The organism is Streptomyces sp. NPDC054887, from assembly GCF_053610585.1.
In genome coordinates this window covers 210,704-231,341 of sequence record NZ_JBSGYQ010000002.1, presented here as the reverse complement: position 1 = coordinate 231,341, position 20,638 = coordinate 210,704, and the positions used below count along the sequence as shown (strand labels likewise).

Here is a 20,638-nt window from a genome sequence, read left to right as displayed (position 1 = left end):
GCCGAATGTGGCCCGCCCGGAGCGAGTGCTCCGGGCGGGCCTCCTCACCTGCTACTGGCCTGCGGTCAGTCGCGCGCGGCCTCGGCCGGCGTGTCCTCCAGACGGCCGTCCAGCTTGGCGACCAGGCCCGTCACCTGACGGGCGATGTCCGGCGCCGTCAGCCCGATCTCGGCCATGACCTCCTTGCGGGAGGCGTGGTCGAGGAAGCGCGGCGGGATGCCGAAGTCGCGCAGCGGTACGTCGACGCCCGCGTCGCGCAGTGCCTGGGCGATGGCGGAGCCGACGCCGCCGGCGCGGCTGTTGTCCTCGACGGTGACGACGACGCGGTGCTGCTCGGCGAGCGGCGCGAGCGCCTCGTCGACGGGCTTGACCCAGCGCGGGTCGACGACGGTCGTCGTGATGCCCTGCTTGTCGAGGAGGTCGGCGATCTCCAGGCACATCGGGGCCAGCGCGCCGACGGAGACGAGCAGGACGTCCGCCGTGCCCTCGGACGGCTTGCGCAGGACGTCCATGCCGCCGACCTTGCCGACGGCCTTGACCGCCGGGCCGACCGCGCCCTTGGAGAAGCGGACGACGGTGGGCGCGTCGTCGACCTCGACGGCCTCGCGCAGCTGTGCCCGGACCTGGTCGGCGTCGCGCGGGGCGGCGATCCGCAGGTTCGGGACGCACTGGAGGATCGACATGTCCCACATGCCGTTGTGCGACGCGCCGTCGGTGCCGGTGACGCCCGCGCGGTCCAGGACGAAGGTGACGCCGCAGTCGTGCAGGGCGACGTCCATCAGGACCTGGTCGAAGGCCCGGTTGAGGAAGGTCGCGTAGACGGCGAACACGGGGTGCAGGCCGCCGGTGGCCAGGCCCGCCGCGGAGACCGCGCCGTGCTGCTCGGCGATGCCCACGTCGTACACCCGGTCGGGGAACGTCTTCGCGAACTTGTCGAGGCCGACCGGCTGGAGCATCGCGGCGGTGATCGCGACGATGTCCTCGCGCTCCTTGCCGAGCTTGACCATCTCCTCGCCGAACACCGAGGTCCAGTCGACGCCCGAGGTGGCGATCGGCAGGCCGGTGTCGGGGTGGATCTTGCCGACGGCGTGGAAGCGGTCCGCCTCGTCGGCGAGGGCGGGCTGGTAGCCGCGGCCCTTCTCGGTGAGGCAGTGCACGATGACCGGACCGCCGAAGCGCTTGGCGCGCTGGAGCGCGGACTCCAGGGCCTCGATGTCGTGGCCGTCGATCGGGCCGACGTACTTCAGGCCGAGGTCTTCGAACATGCCCTGCGGGGCGATGAAGTCCTTGAGGCCCTTCTTCGCGCCGTGCAGCGTCCCGTAGAGCGGCTTGCCGACGACGGGCGTGCGCTCCAGCAGGTCCTTGCCGCGGGCGAGGAAGCGCTCGTAGCCGTCCGTGGTGCGCAGGGTGGCGAGGTGGTTCGCGAGGCCGCCGATGGTGGGGGCGTACGAACGCTCGTTGTCGTTGACGACGATGACGAGCGGGCGGTCCTTGGCCACGGCGATGTTGTTCAGCGCCTCCCAGGCCATGCCGCCGGTGAGGGCCCCGTCACCGATGACCGCGACGACGTGGTGGTCCTCCTTCTTGAGGACCTCGTTGGCCTTGGCGAGGCCGTCGGCCCAGCCCAGGACGGTCGAGGCGTGCGAGTTCTCGATGACGTCGTGCTCGGACTCGGCGCGCGAGGGGTAGCCGGAGAGGCCGCCCTTCATCTTCAGCTTCGAGAAGTCCTGGCGGCCGGTGAGCAGCTTGTGCACGTAGCTCTGGTGTCCGGTGTCGAAGAGGACCTTGTCCTTCGGCGACTCGAAGACACGGTGGAGGGCGATCGTCAGCTCGACCACACCGAGGTTGGGTCCCAGGTGGCCGCCGGTCTTGGAGACCTCGTCCACCAGGAATGTCCGGATCTCGGCGGCCAGCCGGTCCAGCTGCTCCGGGGTGAGCCCGTCCAGATCGCGCGGTCCCGTAATGCGGGTCAGCAGCGCCACCCGTGCCTCCTTGCAGTTGAACTGTCTGCTTGCCGGTCTGTCGAGTCTAATGTTCCGCCCACGGCGTTGGTCATCGGGCGGTGCGTTCTGCGTCACGCGTCGGTTACGGCCGGGGCGCGCCGGACGGGGCCGGGCGCGCGCACAGCCGTGCCCGGCACCGGGATCCGGGGCCGGGCACGGCGGGGGATGCGCGGTCAGGCGCGACCGGCGGTCTTCTGCGTCTTCCGGGTGACGGAGTCGATCACCACGGTCGCCAGCAGGACACCACCGGTGATCATGTACTGGATCGGGGTGGCGATGCCTTCGAGAGCCAGGCCGTACTGGATCGAGACGATCACCATGACGCCGAGCAGCGCGTTCCAGGTGCGGCCGCGGCCGCCGAAGAGGCTGGTGCCGCCGATGACGGCCGCCGCGATGACGTTCATCAGCAGGTCGCCGGCGCCGGCGCTCTGGTTGGCGGCGGCGATCTTCGAGGCCCAGAACAGACCGCCGATCGCGGCGAACGTACCGGCGATCGCGAAGACCGAGATGCGGATCGCGGTCACGTTGATGCCGGCCCGGCGGGACGCCTCGACGCTGCCGCCGAGGGCGAAGATCTTGCGGCCGTACGCCGTGCGGCGGAGCACGAAGTCCGTCACGACCAGCACGACCAGGAAGAGGACGAGTGCCAGCGGCAGGCCCTTGTACTGGTTGAACATGGTGGCGGCGGCGAAGGCCACGACGGCGAGCAGCACCGTGCGCAGCACCGTGTCGACGAGCGGCCGGGACGGGATGCCCGCGGCCTCGCGGCGGCGGTTGTCCAGGAAGGACGAGAGGAAGAAGCCCACCACGGCGAGCGCGGCCAGGCCGTAGGCGGCGGCCACGTCGGAGAAGTAGTACGTGGTCAGCTGACCGACCACGCCGTCGCCGTCCAGGTTGATGGTGCCCTGGTCGCCGAGGAGCTGGAGCATGAAGCCGAGCCAGAACAGCAGGCCGGCCAGGGTGACGGCGAACGCGGGCGCGCCGACGCGGGCGAAGAAGAAACCGTGCAGGGCGCCCATGGCGGCGCCGCTGACGATCGCGACGAGCACCGCGAGCCACTCGTTCATGCCGTGGGTGACGCTCAGCACGGCGACGATCGCGCCGGACACACCGCTGACGGAACCGACCGACAGGTCGATCTCGCCGAGCAGCAGCACGAAGATGATGCCGACGGCCATCATGCCGGTGGCGACCATCGTGACGGCGATGTTGCTGAGGTTCTGCGCGGACAGGAAGTTCGAGTTCAGACCTTGGAAGATCGCGCAGATGAGGATCAGGCCGATGACCACGGGGATCGAGCCGAGGTCGCCGGCGTGCAACTTGCGCTTGAACTCGGACACGTAGCCGGCGAAGCCGCGCTCGCGGACGAGCAGCCGGGGGTCGACGACGGTGACCGCGTCGTGGGCCGCTTCGGGGTTCTCGACGACGGGGCCGCCGCCGGGGGTGGAGGTCTTGTCGGTGCTCACTTCTGAGCCTCCCCGTTGCGCGCCGCCCGGCGGGTCACGGCGTTGTCCGTGGCGCCGGTGATGGCGGAGATGATCTCTTCCTGCGAGGTGGTCTTCACGTCGAAGACGCCGTTGTTCCGGCCGAGCCGGAGCACTGCCACCTTGTCGGCGACGGCCTTGACGTCCGCCATGTTGTGGCTGATGAGGATCACCGCGTGACCGCGCTCGCGCAGCCGCTCGACGAGGTCGAGGACCTGCGCGGTCTGCTCGACGCCGAGGGCCGCCGTCGGCTCGTCGAGGATGACGAGCTTCGGCTCACCGAGCATCGAGCGGGCGATGGCCACGGTCTGGCGCTGACCGCCGGAGAGCGAGGCGATCGGGATGCGCACGCTGGGTATGCGGATCGACAGCGTGGTGAGCAGTTCGAGCGCGCGGCGCTCCATCTCGACCTCGTTGAGGACTCCGCGCCTGCGGATCTCCCGGCCGAGGTAGAGGTTGCCGACGACATCGATGTTGTCGCACAGCGCGAGGTCCTGATAGACGGTCGCGATGCCCAGGTTCTGGGCGTCGTGCGGCCGGTTGATCCGTACGGTGTTTCCTTCCCACTCGATGACGCCGTCATCGATGGGGTGCACGCCGGCGATCGTCTTGACCAGCGTGGACTTTCCGGCGCCGTTGTCGCCCACCAGGGCGACCACTTCACCGGCGTGGACCTCAAGCTCTACGTCGGTGAGCGCCTGAACGGCACCGAATCGCTTGGAGACCCCGCGCAACGCCAGCACGGGCGTAGCGGACACGTGAACCATCTCCTTCGCCGCCTGACCGGCGGGATGCCGCGCCGGGAGGAGGGCGCGACGGTTGAGCAGAAGCGAACTGGGGTGAAGAAGCGTTTCTGTCCGGCGCTCCGCCCGACAGCGGGGGCAGAGAGCGGGCGGGGCGCCGGACAGGCTTCGGGGGTAAGGCGCGGGGCATGGGTCCCGGGGCCCTACGTGCCTACTTCAGGCCGATCTTGTCGCAGGCGGCCTTGTACTTCGGGGTGCAGATCTCGGCGACCGTGTAGACGCCGTCCTTGACGACGGTGTCCTTGATGTTGTCCTTGGTCAGCGAGATGACCGGGACCAGCACGGACGGGATGCCCTTGTTGGTCGGGCTGTCCGTCTTCTCCTTGGCGATGGAGTCGAGCTTCTCGCCCCGGGCGAGCGCCACGGCCATCTCGGCGGCGGCCGCGGCCTCCGGCGCGTACGGCTTGTAGACGCTCATGAACTGCTCACCCGCGACGATGCGCTGCACGCCGGCGAGCTCGGCGTCCTGGCCGGTGACCGGCGGGAGCTTGCTGAAGCCGCCGGACTTGAGGGCGGTGATGATGCCGCCCGCCATGCCGTCGTTGGCGGAGTAGACGCCGATGATCTTGTCCTTGCCGAGGGCCGAGATCGCGGCCTCCATGTTGGCGTTGGCGTTCTCCGGCTTCCACTCCTTGGTGTCGTAGGACTTGCCGATGTTCACCTTGCCCTTGAGCTCGGCGAGCGCGCCCTTCTTGAACAGCGCGGCGTTCGGGTCCGTGATCGCGCCGTTCATCATGACGATCTGGCCGTCCTTGGCCTTGTCGCCGAGGGCCTCCACGAGCGCCTTGCCCTGGACGTGGCCGACCTCTTCGTTGTCGAAGGAGGTGTAGGCGTCGATCGGGCCTTCGGCGAGACGGTCGAAGGCGACGACCGGGATGCCCTGGTCCTTGGCCTTCTTCACGCCGCCCGCGATGGCCTTGGAGTCCACCGCGTCCACGATGAGCGCGTCCACCTTGTTGGTGATCATCGTGTCGATCTGCTGCGTCTGGGTGGTGGCGTCCTGCTTGGCGTTGGCGTAGACGAGCTCCGCCTTGCCGTCGGTCAGCTCGCTGATCTTCTTCTCGATCAGCGGCTTGTCGAACTTCTCGTAGCGCGCGGTCTGGTTCTCCGGAAGGAGCAGGCCGATCTTGAGGTCGTCGCCCTTCTTGGCGCCGGTCTCCTTGGCGGTGTCCGCCTCTTCGGCACTGCCACAGGCGGCGAGCGAGACGGCCATTGCGGTGGCCGCCACGGCCACGGCGGCACGACGCATACGCGTGTTCATTCCCTGAAACCTCCCTGACGAGGCCGCGACATTGCGGCCGAGGTGGCTGGAAGTCAACTCGGCCCCGCTGCCAGCGTCAAGGAGTAAATCCTTAACGAGATGACAACGGTGCCATTCGTTATCTAATTGAAGACGGCGCGGTCTCCGGGACCGCGCTGTCGAGAAGGGTCGAATCTCCCATTTCGCTCAGCGCGAGGGCGAGAGCACCCAGCACTTCGGCCCTTCCGCCGAGCGCGCCGGGAGCCACCGAGAGCTGTCTGGCGGCACTGGGGATGGCATACCGGGAGACGGACTCCCGGATGGGCCCCAGTACTAGTTCTCCAGCCTCCGCCAAGTCGCCGCCCAGCACCACCCGACTGGGGTTGAGCAGGTTGCACAGGCTCGCCACGCCGCTGCCGATGTGCCGCCCCACGTCGCCCACCACCCGCCGGCAGCCCGGATCGCCCTCGCGCGCGAGCCGCACCACGCGCTCCATGGTCAGATCGGCGCCGTGACTGGGCTGGAGCAGGGGCAGGACGTACCGGGCGGCGGTGAAGGTCTCCAGGCAGCCGCGGTTGCCGCAGCGGCAGACCGGGCCGGACTCGTCGAGCGTGATGTGGCCGATCTCGCCCGCCGTGCCGCCCGGCCCCCGGTAGATCTGGCCACTGATCACGAGGCCGGCGCCGACGCCGCTGGCCACCTTGATGTACGCCAGGTCCTTCACCCCGCGTCCGCTGCCCCATACGAGTTCACCGAGGGCGCCGAGGTTGGCGTCGTTGTCGACGTACACGGGCACGCCGAGGCGCCCGGACAGCTCGTCGCTCGGGTTGATGCCCTTCCAGCCCGGCAGGATGGACGTCGAGCCGAGCGTCCCGGACTCGACGTCGATCGGTCCCGGCACGCCGAGCCCGACGCCGATCACCTTGTCCTGGCTGATGCCGCTCGCCGCGACCAGGCGCTTGACCAGCTGTTCCGCCCGGTCGAAGCCCTCGGCGGCGGAGCCGTCCACGTCCAGCGGCTCGGCCTCTTCCGCGAGCACCTGGTGGGCGAGGTTCCCGACGGCGACCCGCAGGTGGGTATGCCCGAAATCGACCCCGATGACGATGCCCGCGTCGCCGCTCAGCGAGACGCTGCGAGCCCGGCGTCCGCCGGCCGAGGTCGGGGTGACCTCGACGGTCCCGCCGTCCTTCAGCTCGCGGACGATATTGGAGACCGTGGCTGCCGAGAGGCCTGTGGCCCTGGCGATCTCTGCCTGGGTGAGCGAGCCCGCCATCCGGACGGCCCGTACCACTCGCTCAAGATTGGCCCGGTGCAGTGACGTCTGCGACCCCGGAGTCTCCATTGACTCTCCTCTTTCTCCAACATGTGAACTCTAAGATGAGCCTTTCGGGTTGCTCCCCGTCAAGACCTCGAGCCTGGCGGGAGGGGTCGGGGAACGCCGAACGGCCCGCCGGCTCGGTGCCGACGGGCGTTCGTTTCCTGTAAGGAACTACTTGAGCGCGCCTGCTGTCAGACCGGCCTGCACCTGGCGCTGGAAGACCGTGTACACGACCAGCACGGGCAGGGTCGCGATGGTCAGACCGGCGAAGAGCCCCGACCAGTCACCCTTGTACCCCTGGCTCACGGCGAGGGTCGCCAGGCCCTGGGTGAGCAGGTAGCTGTCGGGGTCCTCCGTGTTCAGGGACAGCGGCAGGATGAACTGGTTCCACTGCCCCAGAAAGTTGAAGATGCCGATGCTGATCAGGCCCGGTTTGGCCATCGGGACCATGACCTGGAAGAAGACCCGGGAGTGCGAGGCCCCGTCGATCATGGCCGCCTCCGCGATCGACCCCGGCAGGGTCCGGAAGAAGGCGGTCATGAAGAAGGTCGTGAACGGCAGCGAGTACGCGATGTAGACCAGGATCAGACCCTGGGGCGTGTTCAGCAGCGAGAGGTTCTTCAGCACGAAGAACAGCGGCACGATCGCCATGATCACCGGGAACGTCATGCCGCCGACGAACAGGTAGTAGATGAAGCGGTTGCCCGGGAACTCGAAGCGGGCGAGCACGTAGGCGGCCATCGAGCCGAACAGCATGGTGCCCAGGACCGACGGCACGACCACGATCAGCGAGTTCATCGTGAACCTGCCGATGTTCGCCTTGGTCCACGCGCGGACGAACGCGTCGAGGGTGAAGGTGTCCGGCAGCGACCAGGGGCTTTCCAGGATCTGCCCGGAGCTCTTGAAGGCGCTCAGGAAGGCCCAGATGAGCGGGCCCGCCGCCAGCACCGCCCACAGGACGAGGAAGGCGTGCGAGAAGACGTTGAGGGTCCTGCCCTCGCCGCCGCCGTCCCCGGGCTTCCTGGCGGCTGCCGCCGGCGAGGCGGGGCCGGTCTTGGCCGGGGTCGCGAGACCCGTGGGCTCTGCGGTGGTCATCGTTGTGTTCTCCCCGCTCATTTCAGAACTCCAGCCGGTCGCGGCGGCGGCCGATGCTGAGGGCCAGTACGGCGAAGATCATGGTGACGACGAGCATCGCGACACCGACGGCGGTCGCGTAACCCGCCTGGCCGTCCCGGAACGCCTTGTTGTACATGTGCACCGGCAGGACGAGCGTCGAGTGGTCGGGGCCGCCCTGGTTGACGGTCATGATCATGACGTAGGCGAACGAGGTCTCCAGCGCCATGATCCCCGCGTACACGTAGGACGTCTGGATGTTGTCCCTGATCAGCGGAAGCGTGACGCGGAAGAACGTGGTCACCCGGTTGGCGCCGTCCAGCAGGGCCGCCTCGTAGATCTCCTTGGGGATCGACCCCATGGCGGCGGAGAACAGGACGACGTAGAAGCCGACGTTCGCCCACACCATCACGACCAGGACGCAGGCCAGCGCGATCCCCGGGTCGCCGAGCCAGTTCTGCTCCCAGGAACCCAGGCCGACGCCGTCCAGCACGCCGTTGAGCAGACCGCCCTGCGGGTTGTAGATGTTCTGCCACAGCACGGCGACGATCGCGATCGACAGGACCTGCGGGAAGAAGTAGAGGATCTTGTAGAGCTTGGAGCCCCGGACTCCGGAGGCCGCCTCACCGCGCTTGTGCCGTCCGCCGACATTGAGCATGAAGGCGAAGAAGAGACCGAGGCCGAGCGCGAGGAGCGGCATCCCGATCAGCAGCACGATGTTGTGCTGGAGCGACTTCCAGAAGAGGTCGTCCTCGAACAGCTTGCTGAAGTTGTCGAAACCGATGACGGAGAAGTCGCTGCTGTAGCCGGTCCAGTCCGTCAGCGCGTAGTAGAAGGTCTGGAGGAAGGGCGAGATGACCAGAATCGCGTACAGCACCAGGGGCACCACCAGGAACCCCGAGATGAACCGGTACTTGACGAAGGTCCGGTAGCGGGGGGAGGACTTGAATCCCCCTCCGGCCGGCCTTCGCGGTGGTGTTCCCGCCGTGTCCCCGGCGTCCTTGCGGACGTCGTCGGTCACCGCGCGGCTGTCACTGGCCATGCTCGCCCCGCTCCATGTTCGTTCCCCTACTGATCAGTCGCAGACGTGAACACTAGGCGTGCTTGTACTTCTTGATCGCGTCGTCCTTGGCCGTCTTGTCGGCCGCGTCCTGGATCTTCTTGATGGCCTCGTCCGGCTTCATGCGGCCGGCCATCAGCTCGGCGAGGGCGCCGCCGACGCTCTCCTTGTGCAGCGTCTGGTACCAGTCGGGCAGACGCGGGTTGACCACGTTCTCGCCGGCCGCGTCCAGCGCGTCGCTGGAGGAGGCGAGGCCCGGCGGGAGGTCCATGCCCTCGGTGGCGCCCGCGACGCAGGTGAGGGACTTCACCAGCGAGGCGAAGTTCTGCGCGTGCTTCTTGCTGAGCATGATCCGGAGCAGCTCCATGCCGCCCTCGGTGTTCTTGCCCTGCTTCGGCACGATGAACGGCTCACCGGCCTGCGCCCAGATGGTCTCGAACGGCATCTTGTCGGAGCTGTCGAGGCTGGACGGCGGGGCCATCGTCATCTCGAAGTCCTTGGGCGTGGTCGGCGCGGCCTCGTTCTCCACCCAGGAGCCGTTGGGGATGAACAGCGCCTTGCCCTTGGTCCACTGGGTCTGCGACTGGATGTGGTCGAGACCCGGCGTGCCCTTGAGGACGTAGCCCTTGGCGGCCAGCTCGTAGTACGCCTCGAACGCCTTCTTGACCGCGTCGTGCTTCCACGCGTTCGGTTCGAGGTTGTCGATCGCCTTCATCACGTCCCAGCCGCCGATCTTGGCGATGAAGGGGTAGAGCGTGAAGGGGATGTAGTACGGGTGCTTGCCCGCGTAGGTCCAGCCGGCGATGCCCTTGGCCTTGGCCTTCTTGCACAGGGCGAGCATCTCGTCCCAGGTCTTCGGGTACTCCCACTCGTTGTCGGCGAGCAGCTTCTTGGAGTACCAGACGCCGAACGTGGTGAAGGCGTAGTTGAGGCGCCAGACCTTCTCGTCGCCGTACTGGCCCATCTCGACGGTGCCGGGGACGAGGATGTCCCGGACCTTCTTGGTGGGGTCGTCGAAGGAAGCGGCGTCGAGCAGCGGGGTGAGCTCCGCGAGCTGGTCCTTGGCGATGAGGGTCGCGGCGTCCATCTGCTTGGCGCCCGAGTTGTCGACCAGGTCCGGCGGGTTGCCGCCGACCATGCGGGGCTGGAGCAGCGGCTGGATGTCCTGGGTCGCCTTGAACTTGACCTTGCCGTAGCTGGCCTCGTAGTCCTTGATGGCGTCCTGGACGTACTTGGTGCCGAAACCGCCGTCGAAGATGACGGCTTCCATGCCCGCCTTCTCGTTGACGCCCAGCGGGTTCTTCTCGGTCTTCTTGCCCTTGTCGACCTTGTCCTCGCCGCCGCTGTCGCCGCTCGCGCAGGCCGACAGGAAGCTCATCGTCGGAACAGCGATCAGGCCGAGTGCGGCCGACCGCTTGATCAGATCGCGACGGCCAAGGCCCTCATTGTTGTGGGCGGAGGTGGATCCCATGCTCAAGTCCTCGCCTTCTCCAGGACTCAGGCGGTGTACCGGTCGCCCGTACTCGTCGCCTAGGCGAAGGGCCCCGCCACCGCAGTCAAATGACGCTGGGTCGTGCTGAGTTGCAGAAGATACGGACATGGGGGCCGGCAACCGTCACGCGGCCTCCCCCACTGTTCCCCGTCCCCCTGGTCCGCTTCCGCAAAGCTGCGTTGCGGACGCCGACAGGTATAGTCCACTTCCGGTCAACTGAGCAAGATCGAAAGCAAGGTTGGACGGCAAGCTTTCCCGAGTTGAGACCTCGGGACACCCGGATCGTGCGCGCGCTAGTCCATTCGGCTCCGTAAGCGCGGCGCGCCCCCCACGCCTCCCCCGACGCGTACAACACCCTTGACACCATCGGTGACTTGGCTCCCTACTGGACCCCGTTGCACCGCTCATGACAACGTTGTCCAGGGGAGGAAATGTCCGGGATGCTGTACAGACCTCGGCACGCACAGGGCCCCACCGCCGTCGCCGTCGCGGCGACCGCTCTCCTGCTGGTCGTGACGGCGCCGTCGGCGGCCGTCGCCCAGCCGCACCGGCCGGCGCCGCCGGAGCGGACCTTCAGTTCCTCGTTCGAGGCGGACGAACCCCAGCCCGACTGGCGCAACACGGTGGAGACCGCCCCCGGCGGCGAGAAGCGCGCTTCGGGCGTCGACGGCGGATACAGCTCCGGCATCCCCGGCAATGTGACCGACCGGGTCGTCGAGCTGCGCGCCGACGGCGAGAACACCGGCGGCGGCGAGACCAAGGAGAACCTCGTCGACGTCCAGCCCGCCACCAAGTGGCTGACCTTCAGGCCCGCCGGCTGGATCGAGTTCGATCTGGACGAACCGGTCAAGGTGGTGACATACGCTCTCACTTCGGCCAATGACCACGCCGAGCGCGACCCGAAGGACTGGACGCTCAAGGGGTCGGCGGACGGCGAGCGGTGGACGGTCCTCGACTCGCGCGAGGGAGAGACCTTCGCCAAACGGTTCGAGACGAAGAGCTACGGCTTCGAGAACGCGACACCGTACGCGCACTACCGGCTGGAGATCACCCGCAACAACGGCGCGTCCGACGCCACCCAACTGGCGGACGTTCAGTTCTCGAACGGTGACACCTCCGCCCCCGCCCCCCAGGACATGCGCAGCCAGGTCGACCGGGGGCCCTCCGGCTCCCCCACCGCCAAGTCGGGCGCGGGCTTCACGGGCAGGCGCGCGCTGCGGTACGCCGGCACGCACCGGGCGGACGGCCGGGCGTACTCGTACAACAAGGTCTTCGACGTCGACACGCGCGTCACGCGGAACACCGAGCTGTCCTACCGGGTCTTCCCGTCCCTCCCCGAGACCGACCTCGACTACCCCGCCACCCACGTGTCGGTCGACCTGGCCTTCACGGACGGCACCTATCTGAGCGATCTGCGCGCCCTCGACCAGCACGGCGCCGTCCTGTCGCCGCAGGGCCAGGGCGCCTCGAAGACGCTGTACGCCAACCAGTGGAACCACAAGGCGTCGCGGATCGGCGCGGTCGCGGCGGGCAGGACCGTCGACCGGGTGCTGGTGGCGTACGACTCGCCGAAGGGCCCGGCGAAGTTCAGCGGCTGGGTCGACGACATCGCACTCGCCCCCAAGGCCCCCGACAAGCGCCTCGCGCACTTCGCGGACTACGTCTCCACCACGCGCGGCACCCATTCCAGCGGCGCGTTCTCGCGGGGCAACAACATCCCCGCCACCGCCGTCCCGCACGGCTTCAACTTCTGGACGCCGGTGACCAACGCCGCCTCCACCAGTTGGCTCTACGACTACGCCCGGGGCAACAACGCCGACAACCTGCCGACCCTCCAGGCGTTCAGCGCGAGCCACGAGCCGAGCCCCTGGATGGGCGACCGGCAGACGTTCCAGCTCATGCCGTCCGTGGCGGCGGGCACCCCGGACGCCGGCCGCAGGGCGCGCGCCCTGCCCTTCCGGCACGAGAAGGAGACGGCGAAACCGCACGAGTACGCGGTCACCTTCGAGAACGGCCTCAAGGCCGAGATGGCCCCGACCGACCACGCGGCGATGATGCGGTTCACCTATCCGGGCGAGGACGCGAGCGTCATATTCGACAACGTGTCGAACGACGGCGGCCTCAGCCTCGATCCCGCCACCCGCTCCTTCACCGGCTTCTCCGACGTCAAGAGCGGCCTGTCCACGGGCGCCACCAGGATGTTCGTGTACGGCGTCTTCGACACACCGGTCACCGCGAGCGGCAAGCTCGGCGGCGGCGGGGGCGACGACGTCACCGGTTACCTGCGTTTCGATCCCGGTGAGGACCGCCGCGTGACGCTGCGCCTGGCGACTTCACTCATCAGCGTGGACCAGGCGAAGAAGAACCTCGCCGACGAGATCCCGGCGGACGCCTCCTTCGAGCGCGTGAAGAACCGGGCGCGGGCCGCCTGGGACGACCTCCTCGGCCGCGTCGAGGTCGAGGGCGCGAGCCGCGACCAGCTGACGACCCTCTACTCCAGCCTCTACCGGCTGTACCTGTATCCGAACTCCGGCTTCGAGAACACCGGCACGCGGGCCCGTCCCAGGCAGCAGTACGCGAGCCCCTTCTCGAAGCAGCCGGGCCCCGACACGCCCACCCACACCGGCGCGAAGATCGTCGACGGCGAGGTGTACGTCAACAACGGCTTCTGGGACACCTACCGGACCACCTGGCCTGCGTACTCCTTCCTCACCCCGAAGAAGGCCGGCAGGCTCGTCGACGGCTTCGTCCAGCAGTACAAGGACGGCGGCTGGATCTCCCGCTGGTCCTCGCCCGGATACGCCGACCTGATGACGGGCACCAGCTCCGACGTGGCGTTCGCGGACGCGTACGTCAAGGGCGTGGACTTCGACGCCGAGGCGGCGTACGAGGCGGCGCTCAAGAACGCCACCGTCGTGCCGCCCTTCTCCGGCGTGGGCCGCAAGGGCATGAAGACGTCCCCCTTCCTCGGGTACGCCTCCACCGAGACGCACGAGGGACTCTCCTGGTCCCTGGAGGGCTACCTCAACGACTACGGCCTCGCGAAGATGGGCGAGGCGCTGCACAAGAAGACGAAGAAGGCGCGCTACAAGGAGGAGGCGGCGTACTTCCTCGACCGGGCCCGCAACTACGTCAGGCTCTTCGACGACAAGGCCGGCTTCTTCCAGGGCCGCGACCTCAAGGGCGACTGGCGGGTGCCGTCGGACAGGTTCGACCCGCGAATCTGGGGTTACGACTACACCGAGACCAACGGCTGGGGCTACGCCTTCACCGCGCCCCAGGACTCCCGCGGCCTCGCCAACCTCTACGGCGGCCGGGCCGGTCTCGGTGACAAGCTCGACCGGTACTTCTCCACACCGGAGACGGCAGCCCCCGAGTTCGCGGGCTCGTACGGCGGCGTCATCCACGAGATGACGGAGGCGCGGGACGTACGGATGGGCATGTACGGGCACAGCAACCAGGTCGCCCACCACGCGACGTACATGTACAACGCCGCCTCGCAGCCGTGGAAGACGCAGGAGAAGGTCCGCGAGGTGCTCTCCCGCCTCTACACCGGCAGCGAGATCGGCCAGGGCTACCACGGCGACGAGGACAACGGCGAGCAGTCGGCCTGGTACCTCTTCTCCGCGCTCGGCTTCTACCCGCTGGTCATGGGCAGCGGCGAGTACGCGATCGGCTCGCCGCTCTTCACGAAGGCCACCGTCCACCTGGAGAACGGCCGCGATCTCGTGGTCAAGGCCCCGGAGAACAGCGCGGAGAACGTCTACGTGCAGGGGCTGGAGGTCAACGGCAGGCCGTGGAACTCCACGGCGCTCCCGCACGGCGTGCTGGCGCGCGGCGGGACGCTGGAGTTCGACATGGGCCCCGAGCCTTCGTCGTGGGGCACGGGTGAGAAGGACGCGCCCGTGTCCATCACCCGGGACGACAAGGTGCCGTCGCCGCGCCGGGACGCGATCACGGGCTCCGGTCCGCTGTTCGACAACTCGTCGGCCACGCACGCGCGGTTCGAGAGCCTCGACCTGCCGGTGAAGCCGGACACCCGCGCCCTCCAGTACACCCTCACCTCCTCTGAGCGCGCCCAGGCCCCCCTGGGCTGGGTGCTCCAGGGTTCGCGGGACGGTGAGAAGTGGACGGAGCTCGACCGGCGTACGGGCGAGTCCTTCGCCTGGGACCACCAGACCCGCGTGTTCACCGTCGCCCGCCCGCAGGGGTACGAGAAGTACCGGCTGGTGCCGGACGGACCGGCGACGCTCGCCGAGGTGGAACTCCTGGGGTGACCCGGGCGGGGGGAGGACCGGTCCGGCGGCCGGTCCTCCCTGCCACGCGCGGGAGTTGTAACCGTTCGTGTGCGCAGTGTCACTGTCGGCGGCTACGCTCTGTGTGCGCGGAAGGAGCGTTGCCCATGCCTCAGCCCAAGGACCTCGATCCGTACACCGACCCCAGGTCGTTCTACGGTTCGGAACTGCGCCGCCTGCGTGAAGCCGGTGGCCACTCGCAGGAGCAGCTCGGGGAGCAGGTCTTCTGCTCCGGCGCGTACATCGGCCAGTTGGAGGGCGCGACCCGGCGGCCTCAATTCGATCTTTCGAAGATGCTCGACGGTGTGCTGGGCAGTGGTGAGCACCTTCAGCGCCTGTGCCGCCTCGCACGCAAGTCGAAGGTCGCTGAGTACTTCGCCGACGCGGCGGACCTTCAGCAGCGGGCGACGGCGATCAGCCAGTTCGGATCCATGCTGGTTCCTGGGCTGTTGCAGACGGAGGGCTACGCGCGGGCACTGACCCGTGGAGCCCACCCGTTCGCCGCGCAGTCGGTGATCGAGGGGCATGTCAGCACCAGGATGGAACGGGCGGGCCTGCTCGACTCGCCCACAGCGCCGGTGTTCTGGGTGATCACACACGAGGCCATGCTCCGCGTGCCGGTCGGCGGTCCCGCTGTCATGCACGGCCAGCTCATGCACCTCCTGAAGGCTGCGCGCACCCGGCCCCATGTCGTGCTCCAGGTCATGCCCTTCAGCGCCGGACCACATCCGTTCCTCAACACCAACGTGTCGCTGATGGACTTCACCGACGAGCCGGCCGTCGTCTACACCGAAGGCTCCTATACCGGCCAGCTCGTCGAAGAACCGGCCCTGGTCGCCCAGTTTCGATCGGCCTACGATCTGGCCAGGGCCGCCGCGCTGTCGCCGGAGGCGTCCCTGGCCCTGATCGAGTCGGCGGCGAAGGACTACACGACACATGATCACCACACATGACCTGAGCTCAGCCGCGTGGCGCAAGTCCTCGTACAGCAATGGCGACGGGGGCGACTGCGTCGAGGTCGCCGACGACTGCCCCGGCGGCTTCATACCCGTCCGCGACAGCAAGACCGCACCCGGGGGCCCCGCGCTCGTGTTCCGGGCCGCGGGCTGGGCGCCCTTCGTCACCGCCGTGAGGGACGGCGTGCTCTGACCGCACGGGAGTCGCCGAAGGGCCGCACCCCGTGATCGGGATGCGGCCCTTCGGCGTCAGGCGGTGACGACTAGTTGCGGATCAGCGACCGCAGCACGTACTGGAGGATGCCGCCGTTGCGGTAGTAGTCCGCCTCGCCGGGCGTGTCGATGCGCAGCTTCGCGTCGAACTCGACGGTCTCGCCGGCCGGGCTGACGGCCTTGACCTTCAGCGTGTCCGGGATGCCGCCGTCGTTGAGGCCGGTGACGCCGGTGATCTCGAAGGTCTCCTCGCCGGTCAGACCCAGCGTGGGGGCCGAGGCGCCCTCGGGGTACTGGAGCGGGAGGACGCCCATGCCGATCAGGTTCGAGCGGTGGATGCGCTCGTACGACTCGGCGATGACGGCCTTGACGCCGAGCAGCGCGGTGCCCTTGGCCGCCCAGTCGCGCGACGAGCCCGAGCCGTACTCCTTGCCGGCCAGGATGACCAGCGGGACGCCGGCGGCCTGGTAGTTCTGCGAGGCGTCGTAGATGTACGACACCGGACCGCCGTCCTGGGTGAAGTCGCGGGTGAACCCGCCCTCGGTGCCCGGCGCGATCTGGTTGCGCAGACGGATGTTGGCGAAGGTGCCGCGGATCATGACCTCGTGGTTGCCACGGCGGGAGCCGTAGGAGTTGAAGTCGCGGCGCTCGACGCCGTGCTCCGTGAGGTACTTGCCGGCCGGGGTGTCGGCCTTGATGGCGCCGGCCGGGGAGATGTGGTCGGTGGTGACCGAGTCGCCCAGCTTGGCCAGCACGCGGGCGCCGGTGATGTCCTCGACCGGGGTCGTCTCCATCGTCATGCCCTCGAAGTACGGGGGCTTCCTGACGTACGTCGACTCGTTGTCCCACTCGAAGGTGTTGCCGGTGGGGATCTCCAGGGCCTGCCACTGGGCGTCGCCCGCGAAGACGTCCTGGTAGGACTTGTTGAACATGTCCTCGCCGATGGAGTTGGCGACGACGTCGTTGACCTCGGCCTCGGTGGGCCAGATGTCCTGGAGGTAGACCGGCTTGCCGTCCTGGTCGATGCCCAGGGCGTCCTTGGTGATGTCCACCTTCATGGAGCCCGCGATGGCGTACGCGACGACCAGCGGCGGGGAGGCCAGGTAGTTCATCTTGACGTCGGGGTTGATGCGGCCCTCGAAGTTGCGGTTGCCCGAGAGGACCGACGTGACCGCGAGGTCGTTGTCGTTGACGGCCTTCGAGACCTCCTCGGGCAGCGGGCCCGAGTTGCCGATGCAGGTCGTGCAGCCGTAGCCGACGAGGTTGAAGCCGACCTTGTCGAGGTACGGGGTCAGGCCCGCCTTGTCGAAGTAGTCGGTGACGACCTTCGAGCCCGGGGCGAGGGTGGTCTTGACCCACGGCTTGCGGGTCAGGCCCTTCTCGACCGCCTTCTTGGCCACCAGCGCGGCGGCGACCATGACGTACGGGTTCGAGGTGTTGGTGCACGAGGTGATCGCGGCGACGGTGACGGCGCCGTGGTCGATCTCGTACGTCGAACCGTCGGCGGCGGTGACCAGGGTCGGGCGGGTCGGTACGCCGTTGTGCTCGGCCGGGGAGTCGGAAGCCGGGAAGGACTCCTTGCCCGCCTCCTCGTCGTCGCTGACGTAGTTGCGCACGTCCTGCGCGAACTGCTGGGCGGCGTTGGCGAGGACGATACGGTCCTGCGGGCGCTTGGGGCCGGCGATCGACGGGACGACCGTCGACAGGTCCAGCTCCAGCTTCTCGGAGAAGTCCGGCTCGGCGGCCGGGTCGAGCCACAGGCCCTGCTCCTTGGCGTACGCCTCGACGAGGGCGACCTGCTGGGCGTCGCGGCCGGTCAGGCGCAGGTACTTCAGCGTCTCGTCGTCGATCGGGAAGATCGCGGCGGTGGAGCCGAACTCCGGCGACATGTTGCCGATGGTGGCGCGGTTCGCGAGGGAGGTGGCGGCGACGCCCTCGCCGTAGAACTCCACGAACTTGCCGACGACGCCGTGCTTGCGCAGCATCTCGGTGATCGTGAGGACGAGGTCGGTGGCGGTGGTGCCGGCCGGCAGCTCGCCGGTCAGCTTGAAGCCGACGACGCGCGGGATGAGCATGGAGACCGGCTGGCCGAGCATCGCGGCCTCGGCCTCGATGCCGCCGACGCCCCAGCCGAGCACACCGAGGCCGTTGACCATGGTGGTGTGCGAGTCGGTGCCGACGAGGGTGTCGGGGTACGCCTGGCCGTTACGGACCATGACCGTGCGGGCCAGGTGCTCGATGTTGACCTGGTGGACGATGCCGGTGCCCGGGGGGACGACCTTGAACTCGTCGAAGGCGGTCTGGCCCCAGCGCAGGAACTGGTAGCGCTCCTTGTTGCGGCCGTACTCCAGCTCGACGTTCTGCTGGAAGGCGCCGGCGGTGCCGAACTTGTCGGCGATGACGGAGTGGTCGATGACCAGCTCGGCCGGGGCCAGCGGGTTGATCTTCGCCGGGTCGCCGCCGAGCTCCTTGACGGCCTCACGCATGGTGGCGAGGTCGACGACACAGGGCACGCCGGTGAAGTCCTGCATGATCACGCGGGCGGGCGTGAACTGGATCTCCTGGCTGGGCTGGGCCTGCGAGTCCCAGCCGCCGATCGCCCGGATGTGGTCGGCGGTGATGTTCGCGCCGTCCTCGGTGCGGAGCAGGTTCTCCAGCAGCACCTTCAGGCTGTAAGGGAGGCGCGCGGAGCCCTCGACCTTGTCCAGCTTGAAGATCTCGTACGACTCGTCGCCCACGCGCAGCGTGCTGCGGGCGTCGAAGCTGTTCGCCGACACGACAGTCTCCTTCTTCAATGTGCGCGTTTCTTACCGCATCCTGCCGCCACGACCCCCTGGCCATCCGCTAAGGTAAGACTTAGTTAGGTCACCCTTACCGGTCGGCGGCTGCGGTACGCCTTCGGCAGATATCTCGATGTCGAGATAACTCTAGTACATGACCGCCAATCGGTCATGCCCGGACCGCCGCCACCTCGCCCCTTTCCCCGCACCCTCCCGGCGTCGGCGCCCGCGCGCCCGCACGACACGGCCGCCCCACGGGCCCCTCGCGATGCGGCATCTCATATCTGAGATAACCTGCCGCCATGGCAGACGACTACCTCGTACGCATCGGCAAGCTCATCCGTGACGCCCGGCAGCACCGCGGCTGGACGCAGACACAGCTCGCCGAAGCGCTGGGCACCAGCCAGAGTGCCGTCAACCGCATCGAGCGCGGCAACCAGAACATCAGTCTTGAGATGATCGCGCGCATCGGCGAGGCCCTCGACAGTGAAATCGTCTCGCTGGGGTACGCGGGACCGATGCATCTCCGTGTCGTCGGCGGGCGCCGCCTCTCCGGCTCGATCGACGTGAAGACGAGCAAGAACGCGTGCGTGGCGCTGCTTTGCGCCTCGCTGCTCAACAAGGGCCGCACCGTACTGCGGCGCGTCGCGCGCATCGAGGAGGTCTACCGCCTGCTGGAGGTGCTGAACTCCATCGGCGTGCGCACCCGTTGGATCAACGACGGCAAGGACCTGGAGATCGTCCCGCCCGCCCAGCTCGACATGGAGTCCATGGACGCGGAGGCGGCCCGGCGGACGCGGAGCATCATCATGTTCCTCGGCCCGCTGCTGCACCGCATGGACCACTTCAAACTCCCCTACGCGGGCGGCTGCGACCTCGGCACCCGCACCATCGAGCCGCACATGATCGCGCTGCGGCGCTTCGGTCTCGACATCACCGCGACCGAGGGCATCTACCACGCTGTGGTGGAGCCCTCGGCCGGCCCCGCCCGTCCGATCGTGCTGACCGAGCGCGGCGACACGGTGACCGAGAACGCGCTGCTGGCGGCGGCCCGCCACGACGGCGTCAGCGTCATCCGCAACGCGTCGTCCAACTACATGGTCCAGGACCTGTGCTTCTTCCTGGAGGCGCTCGGCGTACGCGTCGACGGCGTCGGGACCACCACGCTGACCGTGCACGGCGTACCGAACATCGACGTGGACGTCGACTACTCGCCGTCCGAGGACCCGGTCGAGGCGATGAGTCTGCTCGCGGCGGCCGTGGTGACGGGCTCGGAGCTGACGATCCGCCGGGTGCCGATCGAGTTCCTGGAGATCGAACTCGCGGTGCTGGAGGAGATGGGCCTGGACCACGACCGCAGCGGTGAGTACGAGGCGGACAACGGGCGGACGCGGCTGGTGGACCTGACGGTGCGGCCCTCCAAGCTGGAGGCTCCCATCGACAAGATCCACCCGATGCCGTTCCCCGGGCTCAACATCGACAACGTGCCGTTCTTCGCGGCGATCGCGGCGGTCGCCCAGGGCCAGACCCTGATCCACGACTGGGTGTACGACAACCGCGCGATCTACCTGACGGACCTCAACCGCCTCGGCGGGCGCCTGCAACTCCTCGACCCGCACCGCGTGCTCGTCGAGGGCCCGACCCGGTGGCGCGCCGCCGAGATGATGTGCCCGCCGGCGCTGCGGCCCGCGGTGGTCGTCCTGCTGGCGATGATGGCGGCGGAGGGCACGTCCGTCCTGCGCAACGTCTACGTCATCAACCGGGGGTACGAGGACCTGGCCGAACGCCTCAACTCGGTCGGCGCGCAGATCGAGATCTTCCGGGACATTTAATCCAGCCGCGGGTCAGGACTTCGTTCATTGCTCCTGGGCCGTCCGCAGA

General features: G+C 68.4%; 13 protein-coding genes. 4 read left to right on the top strand and 9 right to left on the bottom strand.

What is annotated here, in order from left to right; translation table 11 throughout:
* Positions 1-65: 65 nt before the first annotated feature.
* The 8 genes from dxs to ngcE all read right to left on the bottom strand — a co-directional run bounded on the left by dxs (position 66) and on the right by ngcE (position 10,492).
* Entirely contained in the window at positions 66-1,982 is a 1,917-nt protein-coding gene (dxs, locus tag ACWGH0_RS02460; protein ID WP_453402248.1) for a 1-deoxy-D-xylulose-5-phosphate synthase, read from the bottom strand.
* Positions 1,983-2,176: 194 nt separating this feature from the next.
* Complete coding sequence (locus ACWGH0_RS02455) at positions 2,177-3,469, bottom strand: sugar ABC transporter permease (protein WP_453402247.1); 1,293 nt, start codon at positions 3,467-3,469, stop codon at positions 2,177-2,179.
* A complete protein-coding gene (locus tag ACWGH0_RS02450) occupies positions 3,466-4,254 on the bottom strand; it encodes an ATP-binding cassette domain-containing protein (protein ID WP_453402246.1) in 789 nt (262 codons plus the stop codon). The genes ACWGH0_RS02455 and ACWGH0_RS02450 overlap by 4 nt, the downstream gene beginning before the upstream one ends.
* Positions 4,255-4,441: 187 nt before the next feature.
* The gene (locus tag ACWGH0_RS02445; RefSeq protein ID WP_453402245.1) at positions 4,442-5,551 is read right to left on the bottom strand and encodes a sugar ABC transporter substrate-binding protein; all 1,110 of its coding nucleotides are present in this window, start codon (positions 5,549-5,551) and stop codon (positions 4,442-4,444) included.
* Between the two features lie 118 nt (positions 5,552-5,669).
* Positions 5,670-6,872 carry an ROK family transcriptional regulator gene (locus tag ACWGH0_RS02440; protein ID WP_453402244.1) on the bottom strand — a complete coding sequence of 401 codons (1,203 nt, stop codon included), beginning with the start codon at positions 6,870-6,872 and terminating at the stop codon, positions 5,670-5,672.
* A gap of 147 nt (positions 6,873-7,019) precedes the next feature.
* Complete coding sequence (locus tag ACWGH0_RS02435) at positions 7,020-7,943, bottom strand: carbohydrate ABC transporter permease (RefSeq protein ID WP_453402243.1); 924 nt, start codon at positions 7,941-7,943, stop codon at positions 7,020-7,022.
* Between the two features lie 22 nt (positions 7,944-7,965).
* Positions 7,966-9,003 (bottom strand): carbohydrate ABC transporter permease, encoded by a 1,038-nt coding sequence (locus tag ACWGH0_RS02430; protein ID WP_453402242.1) that lies wholly within the window; start codon positions 9,001-9,003, stop codon positions 7,966-7,968.
* Between the two features lie 52 nt (positions 9,004-9,055).
* The gene (gene ngcE, locus ACWGH0_RS02425) at positions 9,056-10,492 is read right to left on the bottom strand and encodes an N-acetylglucosamine/diacetylchitobiose ABC transporter substrate-binding protein (protein ID WP_453402241.1); all 1,437 of its coding nucleotides are present in this window, start codon (positions 10,490-10,492) and stop codon (positions 9,056-9,058) included.
* 461 nt (positions 10,493-10,953) lie between these two features.
* Here ngcE and ACWGH0_RS02420 point away from each other — a divergent pair, with 461 nt between their 5' ends.
* The 3 genes from ACWGH0_RS02420 to ACWGH0_RS02410 all read left to right on the top strand — a co-directional run bounded on the left by ACWGH0_RS02420 (position 10,954) and on the right by ACWGH0_RS02410 (position 15,957).
* Positions 10,954-14,790 carry a GH92 family glycosyl hydrolase gene (locus ACWGH0_RS02420; RefSeq protein ID WP_453402240.1) on the top strand — a complete coding sequence of 1,279 codons (3,837 nt, stop codon included), beginning with the start codon at positions 10,954-10,956 and terminating at the stop codon, positions 14,788-14,790.
* A gap of 125 nt (positions 14,791-14,915) precedes the next feature.
* Positions 14,916-15,761 carry a helix-turn-helix domain-containing protein gene (locus ACWGH0_RS02415; RefSeq protein ID WP_453402239.1) on the top strand — a complete coding sequence of 282 codons (846 nt, stop codon included), beginning with the start codon at positions 14,916-14,918 and terminating at the stop codon, positions 15,759-15,761.
* Positions 15,745-15,957, top strand: a complete 213-nt coding sequence (locus ACWGH0_RS02410) for a DUF397 domain-containing protein (RefSeq protein ID WP_453402238.1) — start codon at positions 15,745-15,747, stop codon at positions 15,955-15,957. Before ACWGH0_RS02415 ends, ACWGH0_RS02410 begins: the two co-directional genes overlap by 17 nt.
* Before the next feature lie 70 nt (positions 15,958-16,027).
* Here the strand turns inward: ACWGH0_RS02410 and acnA are convergent, their stop codons facing one another.
* The gene (gene acnA, locus ACWGH0_RS02405; protein ID WP_453402237.1) at positions 16,028-18,754 is read right to left on the bottom strand and encodes an aconitate hydratase AcnA; all 2,727 of its coding nucleotides are present in this window, start codon (positions 18,752-18,754) and stop codon (positions 16,028-16,030) included.
* 305 nt (positions 18,755-19,059) lie between these two features.
* On the opposite strand from acnA, the gene ACWGH0_RS02400 reads away from it, so the two are divergent.
* Positions 19,060-20,589, top strand: coding sequence for a helix-turn-helix domain-containing protein (locus tag ACWGH0_RS02400; RefSeq protein ID WP_453402236.1), 1,530 nt, complete (start codon positions 19,060-19,062; stop codon positions 20,587-20,589).
* Positions 20,590-20,638: the final 49 nt, after the last annotated feature.

What these genes read in the sequence shown, in the direction of transcription:
- ACWGH0_RS02450 (WP_453402246.1), bottom strand. Translation starts at nt 4,254, where the DNA reads ATGGTTCACGTGTCCGCTACGCCCGTGCTGGCGTTGCGCGGGGTCTCC.
- ACWGH0_RS02445 (WP_453402245.1), bottom strand. Translation starts at nt 5,551, where the DNA reads ATGAACACGCGTATGCGTCGTGCCGCCGTGGCCGTGGCGGCCACCGCA.
- ACWGH0_RS02440 (WP_453402244.1), bottom strand. Translation starts at nt 6,872, where the DNA reads ATGGAGACTCCGGGGTCGCAGACGTCACTGCACCGGGCCAATCTTGAG.
- ACWGH0_RS02435 (WP_453402243.1), bottom strand. Translation starts at nt 7,943, where the DNA reads ATGACCACCGCAGAGCCCACGGGTCTCGCGACCCCGGCCAAGACCGGC.
- ACWGH0_RS02430 (WP_453402242.1), bottom strand. Translation starts at nt 9,003, where the DNA reads ATGGCCAGTGACAGCCGCGCGGTGACCGACGACGTCCGCAAGGACGCC.
- ngcE (WP_453402241.1), bottom strand. Translation starts at nt 10,492, where the DNA reads ATGGGATCCACCTCCGCCCACAACAATGAGGGCCTTGGCCGTCGCGAT.
- ACWGH0_RS02420 (WP_453402240.1), top strand. Translation starts at nt 10,954, where the DNA reads ATGCTGTACAGACCTCGGCACGCACAGGGCCCCACCGCCGTCGCCGTC.
- ACWGH0_RS02415 (WP_453402239.1), top strand. Translation starts at nt 14,916, where the DNA reads ATGCCTCAGCCCAAGGACCTCGATCCGTACACCGACCCCAGGTCGTTC.
- ACWGH0_RS02410 (WP_453402238.1), top strand. Translation starts at nt 15,745, where the DNA reads ATGATCACCACACATGACCTGAGCTCAGCCGCGTGGCGCAAGTCCTCG.
- ACWGH0_RS02400 (WP_453402236.1), top strand. Translation starts at nt 19,060, where the DNA reads ATGGCAGACGACTACCTCGTACGCATCGGCAAGCTCATCCGTGACGCC.